The following is a 16,986-nucleotide window of genomic DNA, read 5'->3' on the forward strand; positions in this document are numbered from 1 at the left end:
ATTGAATCGATTGCGTTGGATTATCGATAACGTATTAGGTTCCACAAGTCTGTGGAACCCTTCCGTTTTTCTATTTCTTGCCCGCTATGCGCGGATCAGGACCTGCCCCCGCGCGCCTTGACGATCTCTTGTGCCAGGTCGTAGGCCGCCATGGCGTAAAGACGACTGCGATTGTAACGGGTAATCACGGAAAAGTTGTTGAGCCCGATCCAATACTGCTTGCCGTGCTCGGTTTCCAGCGAAAATACACTGGCCGCGAGGTCCGGCGCCACTTGCGCAGTAGTGGTGAACCCCTTTTCCGCAAGCTGGCCGACAGTCCAGTTGGCATCCAGGGAATCGTTGACGATGGTCATGTCCGCATTGGGACGCGCGTTGGCAAGCACTACCACCGGCTCCAGCGGCAACCAACCATGGCGGGCAAAATAATTGGCCACGCTGCCGATGGCATCTTCGGTATCGGTCCAGATATCCACATGGCCGTCGCCATTAAAATCCACCGCGTAGGCGCGGTAGCTGGACGGCATAAACTGGCCAAAACCCATGGCGCCGGCATAGGAACCCTTCAGTTCGATAGGGTTCATACCCTGATCGCGGGTTAGCAGCAGGAAGTTTTCCAGTTCCTTGGTAAAAAACGCAGAGCGGCGCGGATAGTTAAATGCCAGTGTGGCGAGCGCATCGAGAACACGGTAGCCGCCCATGTTACCGCCGTAGCGGGTTTCGATACCGATGATGGCGACGATCATCTCCGCCGGCACGCCATATTTCTTCTCGGCCTCGGTCAGCGCCTTGGCATTCTTGTCCCAGAAATCGACACCGCCGGCGATGCTCTGCGGTGTCAGGAAAATCTTGCGGTACTCGTACCAGGGTTTGGCCTTTTCCGCGGGGCGCTTGATCGCCTTGAGAATGGAATCCTTGCGCTTGGCCTCGCGCATCAGCCCGTTGAGTTGGTCGCGGTCGAAGTCGTGCTTTTCCACCATGTATTCGACAAACGCCTGCGCATCGGGATTGTCGCCATGGCCGGGCTCCTGGGCGCAGGCAGCGAGCACCAGCCCCATCCCTGCCAATAATCCTGTGGTCCACTTCAAAACAACCGCTCCTATTCTCATAGTGCCTCTCTACATCCAAGTTTCTTATTTTTCAGGCACTAGGCTTTAAAAGGTTACCCGGCGCCGCTCCGTTCCTATAGCCATCAGGATACCGAAACCCGCCATCAAGGTAATGAGCGAGGTTCCGCCGTAGCTCACCATCGGCAGTGGGACGCCCACCACCGGCAGCAGTCCAGTGACCATACCGATATTTACAAACACATAGACAAAGAAAGTGAGCGTAATACTCCCCGCCAATAGGCGACCGAATACGTGCTGGGCCATAAAACTAATATAGATGCCGCGTGCAATGATCAATACATACAGTAATAACAGCAACAGCGCACCCCGCATGCCCCACTCTTCCGACAGCACGGCGATGATAAAGTCCGTGTGGCTTTCCGGCAAAAAATCCAGCTGCGACTGGGTGCCCTGCATATAGCCCTTGCCGTACAGACCGCCGGAACCGATCGCCGCTTTCGACTGGAAAATGTTCCAGCCGGCACCGAGCCGGTCCGCATCCGGATCCAGCAACGTCAGGATTCGCTGGCGCTGGTAGTCGCGCAGCCCCCACTGCCAGATTGGCCAGGCGGAAACCACCAGCGCCATGGCTGCGGCACCAATCATGTTCCAGCTGAGACCGGCGAGATAGAGTGCAAACAGGCCGGAGGCGGCAATCAGGATGGAGGTGCCGAGATCCGGTTGGCGCACGATCAGTGCGGCCGGCACGACCACGATGGCCAGTGCGCCCAGCACGGTGATGAATGACGGCGGCAAATTACGCTTGTGCAGAAAGGCAGCCACGGACATCGGCACGGCCAGTTTCATCACTTCCGAGGGCTGAAAGCGAAAGCCGCCCACCTCCAGCCAGCGCTGCGCCCCTTTGGCGCCCACACCGATAAACAGCACCGCCACCAGCAGCGCACAGCCCCCGACATAAGCCCAGGGCGACCAGCGCCGATACACGTCCAGCGGTATCTGCGCGACGAAAAACATGCCGACAAACGCCAGCACCATAAAAACTGCCTGTCGCTTCACATAGTGAACATCACCGCCGGCAGCGCTATAGAGCACGCCCAGCCCCACTGCCGCCAGTACCAGCAGCAGCACCAGCAGCGGCACATCGATATGCCAGCGGCGCGACAGGCTCACGGGACGGCTGAGGCTGCTGTGGGAGTCCGGCAGCCTGTGCATGTAGTCGCGGCTAGCCATGCTCCACCTCCGCGCCAATATCTTCGCTGTGCGCCGTTTCTTCCTCTTCCAACGGTCGCGACATCCAATCGAAAAACACTTCTCGCGCCACCGGCGCCGCCACCTTGCCGCCGCCCTCACCATTTTCAACCAGCACGGCCACGGCTATCTGCGGGTCGTCCACCGGCGCAAAGGCAACAAACAGCGCGTGATCCCGGTGGCGCTCCTTCAATGCCTCCGAATCGTATTGCTCGCCCTGGGCAATACCTACCACCTGGGCGGTGCCCGATTTGCCGGCCACACGGAAATCCAAATCGGCACCGGCCTTTTTGCCGGTACCCTTGGCGCTGTAAACCACTGACTCCATCCCCTCGAACACCAGGTCCCAATGCTCGGGTTTGGCTTCCACATGGTGCAGGACTTCCGGCGGCTGCTCGACGTTGTCCACCGCCATCACCACCTGCGGCCTGTAGTGGGTGCCCCGGTTAGCAATGGTCGCGGTCATCACCGCCAGCTGCAGCGGCGTCGCCAGTACGAAGCCCTGCCCCAGTACCGCGTTCAGACTGTCGCCGGGGAACCAGGGCATTCCGCGGGCTCCGCGCTTCCAGTCGCGGGACGGAAACAATCCCGGCCGCTCTACCGGCAGATCGATGCCGGTTTTGGTGCCGAGGCCAAAACGGCTGGCGATTTCGTGCATGCCGTCGATATTCCAGCGCGCCGCCATATCGTAGAAATACACATCGCAGCTCTCGGTCAGGGCCTGAATCAGATCGACATGCGTGCCGTGGCCCCACCGTTTCCAGTCGCGGTACTGACGCGTATCGTTGGGCAGGCGGTAGAAACCCGGATCCTTCACCTTGTACTGGGCGTCGATGACACCGTCGGCAAGCCCGCCGAGCCCCATCATCGGTTTCAGCGTGGAGCCCGGCGGATACTGTCCCTGCAGGGCGCGGTTGAACAGCGGCACGTCGAGGGAATCGCTCAGCGCACGGTAGTCGTTGAAACTGATGCCGGTAACAAACAGGTTGGGATCGAAGGATGGTTTGCTGACGAATGCGAGCACACCGCCGGTTTTCACGTCGATGGCGACAACGGCGCCGCGCCGATCGCCGAGGGCTGCCGATGCCGCGCGCTGCAGGCGCGCGTCCAGGTTGAGGGTCAGTTCGGCACCAGGTTTGGGATCGTGGCGTTCGAGCACCCGCAGCACGCGGCCGCGGGCATTGGTCTCGACATTCTCATAACCCACCTCGCCCAGCAGCAGGTCCTCGTAAGAGCGCTCCAGGCCCGCCTTACCGATACTCTGGGTGCCGCGATAGCGGCGCACGTCTTCCTCGGTAAAAGTTCCCAGATCGCGCTCGCTGATACGGCCCACATAGCCGACGCTGTGGGCGAACAGATCCGTCAACGGGTAATAGCGCACCAGCTCCGCCTCTACCGACACACCGGACAGGCGGAATTCATTCACGCTGATACGGGCAATTTCCTCTTCGCTGAGACGGAATCGCAGCGGTACCGGCTCGAACGGCCGCCGCCGCTGCATACGCTGCCGAAACTTTTCCACATCGGTATCGTCGAGGCGGATCAGCCGGCCAATCAACTCGAGGGTGGCGTCCAGGTCCGCAACCCGCTCGCGCACGATCGCCAGGTTGAAACTCGGCCGGTTATCCGCCAACAGCACGCCATTGCGGTCGTAGATTAGGCCGCGGGTCGGTGCGACCGGGCGCACCTGGATACGGTTCTGGTCCGACTGGGTGCGGTAATCGTCGTAGTTGACCACCTGCAGGTTGTAGAAACGCACCACCAGGACCCCCAGCAGCAGCGCCACGGCGGCGAGCGCCACCAGCATACGGTTGCGAAACAGCCGCTGCTCAGTGTGTGGATCCTTTAAATGGAGGTCATAGGACATCGGGGATGTGTATGGCTAGCTCAGTGGATGGCGCAAGAATTGTCTAATTTGCGTACATTATCACAAGTGGCCACCGGTGAGTGGTTTGTGGTTGGCAATTCACAGGTACAACTGGCCGCAAACCGCGCCTTACTTGTGGTACGGGTGCCCGGCAAGCAGCGTCCAGGCACGGTAGATCTGCTCCGCCAGCAGCACCCGCACCAGTGGGTGCGGCAGGGTCAGCGGCGACAGCGACCAGCGCTGCCGGGCGCGACTCAGGCTGTCGGCGGACAGACCGTCCGGTCCACCGATCAGCAGGCTGACATTCTCGCCGAGCATCTGCCAGTTCTGCAGCTGCTGGGACAGCTGCTCGGTGCTCCAGGGCTTGCCCTTCACGTCCAGCGCGACCACGTGGTCCCGGGGCCCCAGGGCCGCCAGCATGGCCTCCCCCTCCTTCTGGCGCGCCTTTTCGATGAGCGCCGGGGAGCTCTTTTGACCGCGCTGGCCCAGGGGAATCTCTACCATTTCCAGCGCGATTTCCCGCGGCAGCCGCTTGGCGTACTCGGCGTAGCCTTCCTGTACCCAACCCGGCATCCTGCCGCCGGCAGCCACTATTCGTATTTTCATCGGCGAATCTTCATCGGCGGCGTTTCACTACAGCAGGGTCAGCGCAGAATCAGTCCCGGTGCGGATCGCTGCCGTCGGCCCCTTCGCGGGTGTTCGGCGTCATCGACCAGAGCTTCTCCAGGTCGTAGAAGCTGCGCACATCGGCCAGCATGACATGCACCACCAGGTCACCGTAGTCCACCAGCACCCAATCGCCCTGGTCCATGCCCTCTACACCGATGGGGCGCACACCGGCCTTCTTGCCTTCCTCCACCACATTGTCGGCGAGGGATTTGACCTGACGACTGGAAGTACCGGTGCAGATCACCAGGCTGTCCATCACATCGGAGAGTTCGGATACATCCAGGGACACGATGTCCTTGCCCTTGAGGTCTTCCAGCGCCGCCACGGCGATATCTTTGATTTTCGTCATAACACCTTTTTACTGGCCGCCTGTCGCGGCTGTTCGATAAAGTTGATTGTCTTCTATGTATTGCAGTACCGCCGCCGGCAACAGGAAGCGCGGGGACTGACCGCTGCCGATCAGGTAGCGGATATGGGTGGAGGAAATCGGCAACAGCGTCTGCTCCCGCACCACCAGGCGCCCGCACGGCTGCGCGTGCAGGTCCGCAATGCCGCCGGCGTGTTTTTCCAGCAGCGCCGCCACTGCCCCGTGGCTCCCATCGACATCCTGCCGTGGCAACTTCCAGCCGGGGCGAATCACCACTACCAGATGCGCCAACTGCAGCAATCGCTCCCAGCGGTGCCAACTCGGCAGTGTCAGCAGGGAGTCCAGCCCCATACAGAAGCTGATCGAAACCTCTTCGCCCAGCTCCGCCCGCAACTCTTCCAGGGTATCCACCGTATAGGTAGGTCCCGGGCGGTTGAGTTCGCGTTCGTCGAGCTGCAGTTCGTCGCAGCCGTCCAGTGCCAGTGCCAGCATCTGCCGCCGCTGTTCGGCCGACACGCCCGGCGTCTGCCGATGGCGCGGCTGGTGGCTTGGCACCAGTCGCATTTCGTCAACCTTCAGCGCCTGGCTCAGTTCAAGCGCCATGCGCAGGTGGCCGAAATGCACCGGGTCGAAGGTGCCGCCAAACAGCGCAATGGTGTACCGATTGCTGCTCATAGCTCAGAGTTTTTGCCGCAGGCGATTGTTGAAGGTGCCCGAGGCCCCCGAATCGCCTGCAGGGCAGGCTCCCACAGAATGTAGTTCCCCTGGCCATTCACTGGCGAATGTGCCCATCTCCGAGCACTATCCACTTCTGCGACGTCAGCCCCTCCAGACCCACCGGGCCGCGGGCGTGGATCTTGTCGGTGCTAATTCCGATTTCCGCGCCCAGGCCGTACTCGAAACCATCCGCAAAGCGGGTCGATGCATTCACCATCACCGAACTGGCATCCACTTCGGCCAGGAAACGCCGCGCGCGGCTGTAGTCCCCGGTGACGATGGACTCGGTATGGCCGGAACCGTACCGGGCAATATGGTCCAAAGCGTCGTCCATATCCGCCACCACGCGGATCGACAGGATCGGCGCCAGGTATTCCTCACTCCAGTCGCTGTCGCTGGCGACATGGCAGTCCGGCAGAATCTTCCGCGTCTGCTCGCAGCCGCGCAGCTCGACGTCCTTCTCGCGGTAGGCCGCAGCCAGCCGCGGCAGAATATCAGCCGCCACCGCCTCCGCCACCAGCAGGCTCTCCATCGCATTGCAGACCCCGTAGCGATGAGTCTTCGCGTTCAGCGCGATATTGAAGGCCTTGTCGAGGTCGGCGCGATCATCGATATACACGTGGCAGACGCCGTGCAGGTGCTTGATCACCGGCACCCGCGCCTCGCGGCTGACCCGCTCGATCAGCCCGGTACCGCCACGCGGCACTATCACGTCCACATATTCCGGCATGCTGATCAGTGCCCCCACCGCCGCGCGATCGGTCGTGTCCACCACCTGTACCGCGGTTTCCGGCAGGCCCTCTTCCTTCAAGCCGGCGGCGATGCAGGCGGCGATGGCGCCGTTGGAATGCAGTGCTTCGCTGCCGCCGCGCAAAATGGTCGCATTGCCGGATTTCAGGCACAGGCTGGCGGCGTCGATCGTTACATTGGGGCGCGACTCATAAATGATGCCGATCACCCCCAGGGGAACGCGCATCTTGCCGACCTGAATGCCACTGGGGCGGTATTTGAGATCCTCAATTTCACCCACCGGATCCGGCAGCTCGGCGATCTGGTGCAAGCCCTCGATCATGCCGTCGATACGCTCGTCGTTGAGCTCCAGTCGGTCGAGCAGCGCCGCGTCCAGGCCATTGTCGCGCCCGGCCTGCATATCCCGGGCATTGGCCGCGACCACCTCGTCGCGCCGGGCATCCAGCTGTGCGGCAATCGCCTTGAGGGCGCTATTCTTGGTCGCGGTATCGGCGCGGGCCATCAGCCGGGCCGCCGCACGCGCAGCGTGCCCCATTTCCTCGAGTTTCTCGCGGGTGGCTTGTTGGTCGGCGGAATCGGCGACTGAGCTGTTCACTGTGGCTCTCCGTGCGGTGTTCGATCGGCCGCGCAGTATACGCCAAATTCACGGCGATTCAGATGCTTACTCCTGCGCCCAGCGGTCGAGGCTCGCGGCGATATCGGCCAGACGCACCAGCGGATCCTCGATGGCGAGCAGCTCCACTCGCACCTTGTCGTCCAGCGGCAGCAGCTGGGCCAGCTGCCACGACAGTGCGTCGGCGGAGTCAACCGGGTCAAACTTGAGGGAGAGCATCGAGGCGTGCTGCTTCAACTCCTCGAGTACGGCCAGCAGGCCGTCGCACTCGGCCGGTATCGGCTGCGGCTCCTCTTCGGGCAGCCACTCCACTTCGCCGAGCAGCAGGCCATCCTCGGCGCGGTTGGTGCTGACGATGCGAAAGCGGCGCTGACCGGACACCAGCACGTGCAGCAGCCCCTCTTCCCCCTGACTCCAGTCGACGATTTTCACGTAGACCCCGAGCGGCCACACGGAGGCGCGCCCCACCTCACCACCCGAGCGGATCAGCACCACACCGAAACCCGAATCGGTTTTCAGGGTTTCACTGACCAGGTGCAGGTAGCGCTGTTCGAAGATGCGCAATGGCAGGGTCACACCGGGATACAGCGCCACGTTGAGTGGGAACAGGGGAATCTGTGGCAAAACTTGCCCTCGGTTATCGTCGCTTGTTCTTTTAAAGATACCATCTGTGCCTGGTGCTTCGAGCGGCCACAAAAAAGAATTTTATGCCAACTCGTCTAGACTCATTGGAAAGAACGTCTTGGAGTAGTCCCCATGCGTTGGCGCAAGGGTCGCAGAAGTAGCAATGTTGAAGACCGTCGTGGAGAGTCGACTCCCGGCATGGGAGGCGGTGCGGGCGGGCTCGGCAACCTGCTGGCGCTGGCGCCGCTGCTGCTGCGCAGCAAGACCGGCTGGGTAATCCTGGGGTTGCTGGCCGCATTTTATTTCTTTGGCGGCGACCGCCTGTTCGACAGCGCGCCGCGGGAGACGCAACCGCCGGCCCTTGGGCCAGACCAGCAGGGGCAGACCGGTACGCAGGCGGCACCCGGCGATGAAGTCGCCGACTTTGTGTCGGTGGTGCTGGCGGACACAGAGGACACCTGGGGCAAGCTGTTCCAGACCGCCGGCTCCCAGTATGTTCCCCCCAAACTCGTCCTGTACGACGACGCCGTCCGTTCCGCCTGCGGCCTCAACACCGCCGCGGTAGGTCCCTTCTACTGCCCCGGCGATAACCGGGTATATCTGGATCTCAGCTTTCTCGGCGACCTGAGGCAACTCGGCGCGCCGGGAGACTTCGCCTTCGCCTATGTGATCGCCCACGAAATCGGTCACCACGTGCAGAACCTGCTCGGCACATCGCAGAAAGTTCAGCAGGCGCGTATGCAGTCCGACGAGGTAACGGCCAATCGCCTGTCGGTGATGCTGGAGCTGCAGGCGGACTGCTTCGCCGGCGTCTGGGCTTTCTATGCACACCGTGACCGGCAGATGCTCGAACCCGGGGATATCGAGGAGGGCCTGGCCGCAGCCGCCGCCGTGGGCGACGACCGTCTGCAACGGCGCTCGGGGCGCGCGGTGTCCCCGGATGCCTTTACCCACGGCAGCGCCGAACAGCGGGTTTACTGGTTCAAGCGCGGTTTTACGACCGGCGACGTCAACCAGTGCAACACCTTTGCCGCTCTCGCCGGGCGGCAGTGAGTGGCAGTCGCCGCCCGCAGGCACTAAGCTGCTGCGCGTGAATTCAATTTATGGAGAATCCTCATGCCGAAAGCCACAGCGCGCCACATACTGGTCGACAGCGAAGAGAAATGTCTGGACCTGAAGAAGCAACTGGAAAGCGGCGCCGACTTCGGCGCACTCGCCCAGCAGCACTCCAATTGCCCGTCCGGCCGCTCCGGCGGCGACCTCGGGCAGTTCAGCCAGGGGCAGATGGTGCCGGAGTTCGACAAGGTGGTCTTTTCCGGTGAATTGAACAAGGTGCACGGCCCGATCAAGACCCAGTTCGGCTACCACCTGTTGGAGATCACCAGCCGCAGCGACTGATCGCCCACTTCGCCCACGCAAAAAAGCCGCGTACCGCCGCGGCTTTTTTGTTGCCTCCCGCGCTTCCGATTATTTATGCTATTGCATGCAAAATAAATAAAATCGGGAGACCGCCATGTATGGATACCGCCAACTTACGCTGCTTTCTACACATATTTGCCTCGCCCTGGCCCTCGTCGCCCTGAGCGCCTGCGCGCAGAAATCGGACCGCAGTCCCGAAATCACGGCACTATTGAACCCACAAAGTGATTTCTGGCAGGCGGGCCAGCTCCACAGCCCGGCGCATTTCCGCGCCGCGGTGAGCGAATTGAACAGGCTGCTGGCAGATCCCGGAGCCGAGCCACAGGCGCTGGACCGCCTGCTGTATTACCTGCGCGCCTACAGCTACTTTGGCCCGCTGGAGCCGCTGGACGATCTGCACTGGCTGGCCCTGGATCGCGCAATGCAGGAACTCTCCGCACATCCGGCATTCAGCGCCCACGGTGATTTCGCCGCGCGGCTGCAAGAGCACTTTGCGGTGACGCTGTACCGCTATTACGATCGCGACGTGCTGGCCGGCCGGGTGGCCGCGCACCTGCCAACAGTCGCCGCGATTCTGCAACGCTACCGTTCCGGCGATTTGAGTCGCGCAGAACAGTTCAGCCTGTGGGAGAACTTTCGCGCACTCGGCTTTCTCGCTTACAACGCCAAAAGCCTGCCGGCAATAAAACATGCACTGACCGAAGAATTTCCGCTGACAGCAGCCCTGCTCGCTTTTGTGCGCAGCGAAAATGCCGATCGATTCGGTGACGCCTGGCCGCTGCGCCACAGTCTGTGGGTACTGGGCAACCTGCATGCGTTGCTGGAGCAGGAGAAAGCCGGGCAACTGGACGAACAAGTCTGGGCGACCCTGTCGCGAGACCTGCACCGTCTCGACGATATTGCGCGTCGCGAGCTGTTTACCACGCCCTATCTGGTGAGTTCATACCGGGGCAAGAGCGCCTGTGACGAAAATTTCCCCGAGCGCTGCGTCTTCCCCGAAGAACATGCGGCACTGCCAATTACCCACAGCTGTTCCGCTTCGCTGATCATTCGCGCCAACAGCATCAGCGACACGGAACTGGAACAGACCTGCCGGCAACTGCTTTCCCGCGAGGACAGTTTCCACCGCCAACTGGCCAGCGATCGCAAGCCGGTGGCGGACGACCACAATCGCGCGCTGGAAGTGGTGGTGTTCGATAACTACAGCCAGTACAACCGCTATGGCCAGTTGCTGTTCGATATCCGCACCGACAACGGCGGCATGTTCCTGGAGGGCGAACCGGACCAGGAGGAAAACCAGGCGCGCTTTATCGCCTTCGAGACATTCTGGAAAGAGCCCGAATTCGGTATCTGGAATCTACAGCACGAATACGTGCACTACCTGGACGGCCGCTTCAACAAGTACGGCGCTTTTGGCCACTTCCCCAGCCATCTCGTCTGGTGGTCCGAGGGCCTCGCCAACTACATTGCCCACGGCGACGACTACGATGGCGCCGCCCGCGATCTGGCCGGCAGCCGCCCGTCAACATGGCCGACCTTGGGCGAAATCTTCACCACCGAATACGCCGACGGTACCGCGCGCGTCTATTCCTGGAGTTACCTGGCGATTCGATTCCTGCAGGAGAGCGATACCACCGCCCTGCCCCGCCTGGCCGCGCAACTGCGCACAGACAACTTCGAAGGCTACCGCCAGACACTGGATCACATGGCCGCGGATCTGCAGCCGCAGTTCCATCAATGGTTGCAGCACCAGTCGGAGCAGCTGGCCAGCGATGAACAGACAGAACAGCTGCCGCGACAGCTGTATCGCTACCTGTACCGCGACTATCTGCAGCCGGTAAACCTGGCACTCGACGAACAGCACCGGCACCGGGGCTGATTCATCGGGCAGCGCGGCACCGCCGCGCTGTCGCTTCTTTCATCGTATTCATACCCACCCCACCGCCGCCCCAGGAATTGCTTATTGCACACAAAGTAAAACAACGCTAACCTCGATTTTGCTTCTGCACACAAAAATAATATTCACCTTCAAAGAGGAAAGTGTCATGCAACCAAGTAGGAAGCTTCTGGCCCTGGCGATAGCCGCCGCCGTGACCCAGTCAGCGCTCGCAGATACCGCACAGGAAACTGACGATGCCGCGCTGGAAGAAGTGGTGGTGACCGGCTCGCGTATTCAGCGCTCCACATTCGAAACACCTTCGCCGACTTCCGTGATCGATTCGGAATCGATCAAGATGAGCGGCGAGCTGAACCTGAACGAAGTGCTGTCCACCATGCCGCAGTTCGGCGAGGGCTTCGATTCCACCAGTGGCAGCTACTCTTTCGGCAACTCCGGCCTGAACGCGCTGAACCTGCGCGACCTCGGTGTCGAGCGCACACTGGCGCTGGTCAACGGCCACCGGCCGGTGCAGATCACCGCCGACGACAACACCATGATCAGTGAGATCGGGATGATCCCGAGCGAGCTGGTCGAGCGGGTCGAGGTGCTGACTGGCGGCGCATCGGCCGTATACGGCGCGGACGCCGTTGCCGGCGTGGTGAACTTTATTCTGAAGGACGACTACGAGGGCATTTCCCTGCGCAGCCAGTTCGGCGACTCCGAAGCCGGCGGCGGTGCCAACAAGGCCATCACCCTGACCCTCGGTGAAAACTTTGCCGACGGCCGCGGCAACTTCGCCGCGTCAATCGATTACTTCGAAGAAGACCCGCTCTATTTCCGCGACCGCAAGGATTCCGCCGGCCGCGTGCGCTATGTCACCAACCCGGAAAACACCGGGCCGGACGATGGCATTCCGGATCAGGTGATCGTCAGGGGCGTCACCTACCCGGATTTCAATATCGTCGGCAGCACCTTCGGCGTATGGAACGGCGATGTCGGCGGGCTCGACTGGTACCAGCTGGAAGGGGATGACGCGAACCTGCGTACGCCCGCGGCCAGTGTCGCCGACGGCTGGAAAGCCATCGATGGCTCCGGCCACGATCCCAATGCCTACAACATGGCCCGCGGGCCCTATGAGCGCCTGAACGGCTACAGCCGCGTGCACTTCGATCTCACCGACAGCACCCGACTGAGCGCGGACCTGATGTTTTCCAAGACAGAGTCCTACGACGAAATCGATCCGGATTTCATCTGGGGCGAATGGACTACCGTGGAAAGCCTGCAGGCGGCCGGTATGACGGTGCCGGATTCCGTTCTGGGTGTACTCGACAGCTACGGCGACAACTGGCTGAACATACCCTACACCTTCGACGAGGCCGGGCCCCGCTGGCATACCAATGAGCGCGAATACCTGGCCGCCAGTGTCAGCCTGCAGGGAGAATTCGGTAACGGCTGGAACTGGGACACTTACCTGACCAGTGGTTACACCAAGGCGGATCTGGTGCAGGGTGCCAAGCTTCGCTACGACCGCCTCAACATCGACTTTGCCAATGGCAACTTCGAAACCATTGGTCCCTGTGAGGCGGCGGGCAACTGTCCGGAGTTTTCGTTCTTCGAGCCGGCCTCCCAGGAACTGATCGACTATGTGATGACAAGCCATACCACCACCACGGATGTCGAGCAGCACGGCCTCTACGCCAATGTCAGCGGCGATCTGTTCAAACTGCCCGCTGGCGACGTGATGTTCAGTGCCGGTGCCGAGGCCCGCTACGAAAGCCTCGATTACCAGCCATCAGAACTCTGGCAGTCCGGCCTGCTGAGCTCCCAGCAGACGTCCATCGACGATGAGGGCCGCAGCATCAAGGAAGTTTACGGCGAGCTGCTGGTGCCACTGCTGGCGGACGTGCCGCTGGTCAAGAAGCTGGAATTGGAAACCGCAGTGCGCGGTGCCGAGTACTCCACCGAATCCGCCAATTTCACCAGTTGGAAGGCGGGCCTGAACTGGGCGCTCAACGACAGCTTCCGTATCCGCAGTGTCTACTCCAAGGCGGTGCGCGCGCCGCAACTCGGCGAGATGTTCCTCGGCACCAGCGTCGGCTATGCGGGCCTGACAGACCCCTGTGACGTTGACCAGATCGACGGCGGTCCGGCCGACGGGCGGCGCAAGGCCAACTGTCAGGCACTGGGTATCGAAGACGGCTGGGACTCCAACCTGAAGGGGCGTCGCGGCCAGGTAATTTCCGAAGGCAACGAGGACCTCAATGAAGAAGAGGCGACCACGCTGACACTCGGCTTCGTCTTCACGCCCGGTTTTGTCGATGGGCTGAACATGTCCGTCGATTACTACGATATCGACCTGACCGACATGATTGTGCGCTTCGGAGCCAACTCCAATCTCTCCTACTGTGTGGATCTGGAGAGTATCAACAACGATTTCTGTGCTCAGGTACAGCGAGCCGCGGACGGTGATGTGCTGTCGGTGCGCGACACCTATGTCAATGCCGACGGCTCCCGCCGCCGCGGCGTGGACCTGGAGGCCGACTATCTGTTCAGCCTCGCCGATACCATCGGGGTGCCCGGGGACCTGCGCCTGAACCTGATCGCCACCCGCCAGCTGGAAAGCTCCTACACCTCACTGAACATCGTCACCGGCCAGGAGGAGACCACCGACTACGCCGGCAACTACAGCACGCCGGAGTGGAAGGGGGATTTCACCACCACCTACAGCCTCGATGACCTGACGGTGCGCCTGGCCACCAAGTACACCCAGGGCGGGCCCATCTCACTGAACGGCAATCCGGAGCGTTTCGAGGACCCGGAAACCCCGGACTCCCTCTATTTCAATCTGTGGACCGGTTATCGCTTCACCGAAAGTACCGAGGGCTACCTGGGTATCAACAACCTCACCGACGAGCGCTGGACCGACCACCCCTACACGTCCTACGGCTCTGCCAACTACTCACTGCTCGGCCGCTACCTGTACGCGGGCGTGACAGTGAACTTCTAACCCTCCGCTCTCCACTTTGTGCGCCGCATCCGCGGCGCTTTTTTATTTCGGGAGGCAACCGCCGGAAACAAAAAAGCCGGATGCCCTGCGGGCACCCGGCTATTAAAATTGCTTTGTTACTAGGCGGCGCAGATTAGGAGCTAACCAGGCCCTCCCCGACCGCCAGCGGCTTTCCCGGCGACTTGTCCCGCGGCTCGGGCGCCGGCAGCGGCTTGAACAGCAGCAGCAACAGCGGCAACAGGGTCAGCGAACCGAGCAGCGCCGCAGTCATGGCCAGCGCAGTGAGCAGACCGAAGTAGATGGACGGCACAAACTTGGACAGCGCCAGAATCGAGAAACCGGCGATGATGGTAATCGCGGTGTAGAACATGGCACGACCAATCGTCGCGTGGCTGCGATGCATGGTCGCCAGGTAGTCGCCGTCCTTCGCAAATTCATCGCGGAAGCGATACAGATAGTGAATCGCGTGATCCACACCAATACCGACGGTGATCGCCGCAATGGTGATCGTCATCATGTCCAGCGGAATCCCGGCCAGTCCCATGCCACCGAGCACCACACAGGCCGCGAGCATATTCGGGATCAGCGCAATGATCGCGAGCGACATGGAGCGGAACAGAACCAGGAACATCAGCAGGATGCCGACAAATACTGCCCCGAGAGTCAGGATCTGCGATTTGAACAGGCTCTGCAGCATATTGTTGTAGAGCACCAGCAGTCCCGTCTGGTGAACATTGTCCGGCGCTATGCCCATCTCGTCGTGCGCGTAATTGTAAATACGCTGGATCAGTTCATCGCGGCGCAGGTTCGGATCGGTCTCCATGGCGCGCAGCGTAATACGTGCCTGGCTGTGCTCGACCGACAGGTAGGGATCCACCAGTACATCGGTGATCTCCTGCGGCAGGCTGGTGCGCGCCACGGCCAGCTCGAAATCATTCAACGGACCGCCGTTCAGATCCCGCGCAACTTTGTAGAAAGTCGCCAGGGACTGCACCTTGCCGATTTCCGGCTGCTGCTCCAGATAGTCGTGCAGCTGCTCGATCTTCGCCAGACCGCCCACGGTAAACCAGTAGCTCTGCTCCGCGGTATCGTCGGCACCGCCGAACGGATCGTCACTGGCAAACGGATCCTCCTCGGCGAACTCCTCGTCGCCACCCACGGCAAAAGGATCTTCCTCCCCTTCGAAAGCAGCCTCTTCCTCGGCAGGTTTGTCGAGGATGATATCGAGTGTCACGGTGCCGCCGAGCCGGCGATCGATGACCAGCATGCCCTGGTAAATTTCGGTGGAGTCATCGAAGTAGTCGATAAAGCGGTTTTCCACCTTCAATTGCGAAATGCCGACGGCACTGGCAACGGCGGCCACCAGGGAAACACCCAGCACCACACCGCGGTGCCTCTCGGCAAAGCGCGAGAACAGCAGCGTAAACGCGTGGGAATTATCCTCGCTCATTCCGCCGGTGCGCTTCGGTAATACCATCAGCAGGGCCGGGATCATCAGGAAGGACAGCACCAGTGCCAGGGCCACGCCCATGGTCATCATCCAGCCGAAATCGATCACCGGGCGGATACCGCTCACCACCAGCGAAGCGAAGGCGACGATGGTAGTCAGCGCCGTATACAGGCACGGCTTGGCCATAAAGCGTACCGCGGCCAGCGCCAGCTGTTCGCGATCCCACTCCGGGTGCTGCGCGGCATACTCGCGGTAACGCACCGCCAGGTGAATCGTGATTGCCAGGGTAATGATCAGCAGCAGCGCAACAAAGTTGGCGGAGATCACCGTCAGGCGCCAGTCGAGCCAGCTGAGCAGCCCCAGCATCATCACCGCGGTTGTCACGCAGGTCGCCAGCGGCAGTAACACCCAGCGCACCTGGCGGAAGATGATCAGCAGCGTGGCGATGATAAACAGCAGGATACCCGTACCGAACACCACCAGGTCGCTCTGAATAAAGGAGATCATATCCGCGGTGATCATGGATACACCGCCGAGGAACAGTTCTGCCTCGCCCTTGTAACCGGCGAGGATTTCCCGCACTTCCTCCACCCGCGCGCGCGACTCATGCTCCTGCGCTGTGCGGTGCTCGAGGTAAACCTGACTCACTTCTTCCAGCCGCGCAGATTCCGCTTCCGTCAGCCCCTCGCCGTTGCGCTTGCGACGCAGAGCATCGCGCTCGCGCACCAACTCGATACCGCGGCTGTCCAGCTTCAGGTTTACCAGTAGCGCCGTGGTCTGGCCGTCGGGGCTCAGGATCAACTCGCGATAGATTGGACTGGACAGATACTCCTGGCGCGCCAGCTTTCTGTCAGTACCCGGGGTGGACAGGGTGCGGATGCCGTCGTTGATATCCGTGATCGACAGTTTGGGACTGTACAGCAGCGGCACATCGAGAATGCTCTGCACGCTGGTCACGCCGCCCACTTGCGCCAGGTCATCGCGCAGGCGGCCCAGGGTATCTAGGGATGCATCGGTGAAGAGATCGCCGTCCCGATAGCGGTAGGTCACCACCAGGAAATCACCGCTCGCATAGCGCTCGGAGATTTCGCGGAAGTAATCGATGGACTTGTCCGCTTCCAGCGTGAGAGAGTCCGCCGAGGCATCCAGCTTGAACCGCGGCAACCCCAGCGCTGCCGCCAGCACCAACAGGAGAACGAACAGCAGTACGGTTTTCGGTCGCCGGATTACCAGGTTTTCGTAACAGGTCTTGAAAGCTGACAGCATAAATCTTCGCTTAAATTATGAATATAGTTGGCGGCCTGCCGAC

The 16,986-nt window shown here is 61.3% G+C and carries 13 protein-coding genes; 4 read left to right on the forward strand and 9 right to left on the reverse strand.

Features of this window, described 5'->3' with window-relative positions; genetic code table 11:
- Positions 1-95: 95 nt before the first annotated feature.
- The 8 genes from mltB to BUC36_RS06210 form a co-directional block, all read right to left on the reverse strand.
- The gene (mltB, locus tag BUC36_RS06175; RefSeq protein WP_234994901.1) at positions 96-1,085 is read right to left on the reverse strand and encodes a lytic murein transglycosylase B; all 990 of its coding nucleotides are present in this window, start codon (positions 1,083-1,085) and stop codon (positions 96-98) included.
- A gap of 66 nt (positions 1,086-1,151) precedes the next feature.
- Positions 1,152-2,297 carry a rod shape-determining protein RodA gene (gene rodA, locus BUC36_RS06180; protein WP_073272774.1) on the reverse strand — a complete coding sequence of 382 codons (1,146 nt, stop codon included), beginning with the start codon at positions 2,295-2,297 and terminating at the stop codon, positions 1,152-1,154.
- Positions 2,290-4,182, reverse strand: a complete 1,893-nt coding sequence (mrdA, locus tag BUC36_RS06185) for a penicillin-binding protein 2 (RefSeq protein ID WP_073272776.1) — start codon at positions 4,180-4,182, stop codon at positions 2,290-2,292. Before mrdA ends, rodA begins: the two co-directional genes overlap by 8 nt.
- 129 nt (positions 4,183-4,311) lie before the next feature.
- Positions 4,312-4,788, reverse strand: a complete 477-nt coding sequence (rlmH, locus tag BUC36_RS06190; protein ID WP_073272778.1) for a 23S rRNA (pseudouridine(1915)-N(3))-methyltransferase RlmH — start codon at positions 4,786-4,788, stop codon at positions 4,312-4,314.
- Positions 4,789-4,837: 49 nt separating this feature from the next.
- A complete protein-coding gene (rsfS, locus tag BUC36_RS06195) occupies positions 4,838-5,200 on the reverse strand; it encodes a ribosome silencing factor (RefSeq protein ID WP_073272780.1) in 363 nt (120 codons plus the stop codon).
- A 9-nt stretch (positions 5,201-5,209) separates the two neighbouring features.
- Positions 5,210-5,893 (reverse strand): nicotinate-nucleotide adenylyltransferase, encoded by a 684-nt coding sequence (gene nadD / locus BUC36_RS06200; protein WP_073272782.1) that lies wholly within the window; start codon positions 5,891-5,893, stop codon positions 5,210-5,212.
- A gap of 97 nt (positions 5,894-5,990) precedes the next feature.
- Positions 5,991-7,280, reverse strand: a complete 1,290-nt coding sequence (locus BUC36_RS06205) for a glutamate-5-semialdehyde dehydrogenase (protein ID WP_073272784.1) — start codon at positions 7,278-7,280, stop codon at positions 5,991-5,993.
- Positions 7,281-7,346: 66 nt separating this feature from the next.
- Positions 7,347-7,922: an LON peptidase substrate-binding domain-containing protein gene (locus BUC36_RS06210; protein ID WP_073272786.1), complete on the reverse strand. Its 576-nt coding sequence runs from the start codon at positions 7,920-7,922 to the stop codon at positions 7,347-7,349.
- Positions 7,923-8,054: 132 nt separating this feature from the next.
- Between BUC36_RS06210 and ypfJ the strand changes: the two genes are divergently transcribed.
- The 4 genes from ypfJ to BUC36_RS06230 all read left to right on the forward strand — a co-directional run bounded on the left by ypfJ (position 8,055) and on the right by BUC36_RS06230 (position 14,227).
- The gene (ypfJ, locus tag BUC36_RS06215; protein WP_073272788.1) at positions 8,055-8,975 is read left to right on the forward strand and encodes a KPN_02809 family neutral zinc metallopeptidase; all 921 of its coding nucleotides are present in this window, start codon (positions 8,055-8,057) and stop codon (positions 8,973-8,975) included.
- Between the two features lie 63 nt (positions 8,976-9,038).
- Positions 9,039-9,320, forward strand: coding sequence for a peptidylprolyl isomerase (locus tag BUC36_RS06220; protein ID WP_073272791.1), 282 nt, complete (start codon positions 9,039-9,041; stop codon positions 9,318-9,320).
- A 115-nt stretch (positions 9,321-9,435) separates the two neighbouring features.
- On the forward strand, positions 9,436-11,220 hold the full coding sequence (locus BUC36_RS06225; protein ID WP_073272793.1) for a collagenase: 1,785 nt from the start codon (positions 9,436-9,438) through the stop codon (positions 11,218-11,220).
- Positions 11,221-11,386: 166 nt separating this feature from the next.
- The gene (locus tag BUC36_RS06230) at positions 11,387-14,227 is read left to right on the forward strand and encodes a TonB-dependent receptor plug domain-containing protein (RefSeq protein WP_073272795.1); all 2,841 of its coding nucleotides are present in this window, start codon (positions 11,387-11,389) and stop codon (positions 14,225-14,227) included.
- 133 nt (positions 14,228-14,360) lie between these two features.
- Here the strand turns inward: BUC36_RS06230 and BUC36_RS06235 are convergent, their stop codons facing one another.
- A complete protein-coding gene (locus BUC36_RS06235) occupies positions 14,361-16,943 on the reverse strand; it encodes an efflux RND transporter permease subunit (RefSeq protein WP_073272797.1) in 2,583 nt (860 codons plus the stop codon).
- Positions 16,944-16,986 lie beyond the last annotated feature (43 nt).

The sequence above is a fragment of the Microbulbifer donghaiensis genome (assembly GCF_900129095.1).
GTDB classification, from domain to species: Bacteria; Pseudomonadota; Gammaproteobacteria; order Pseudomonadales; family Cellvibrionaceae; genus Microbulbifer; species Microbulbifer donghaiensis.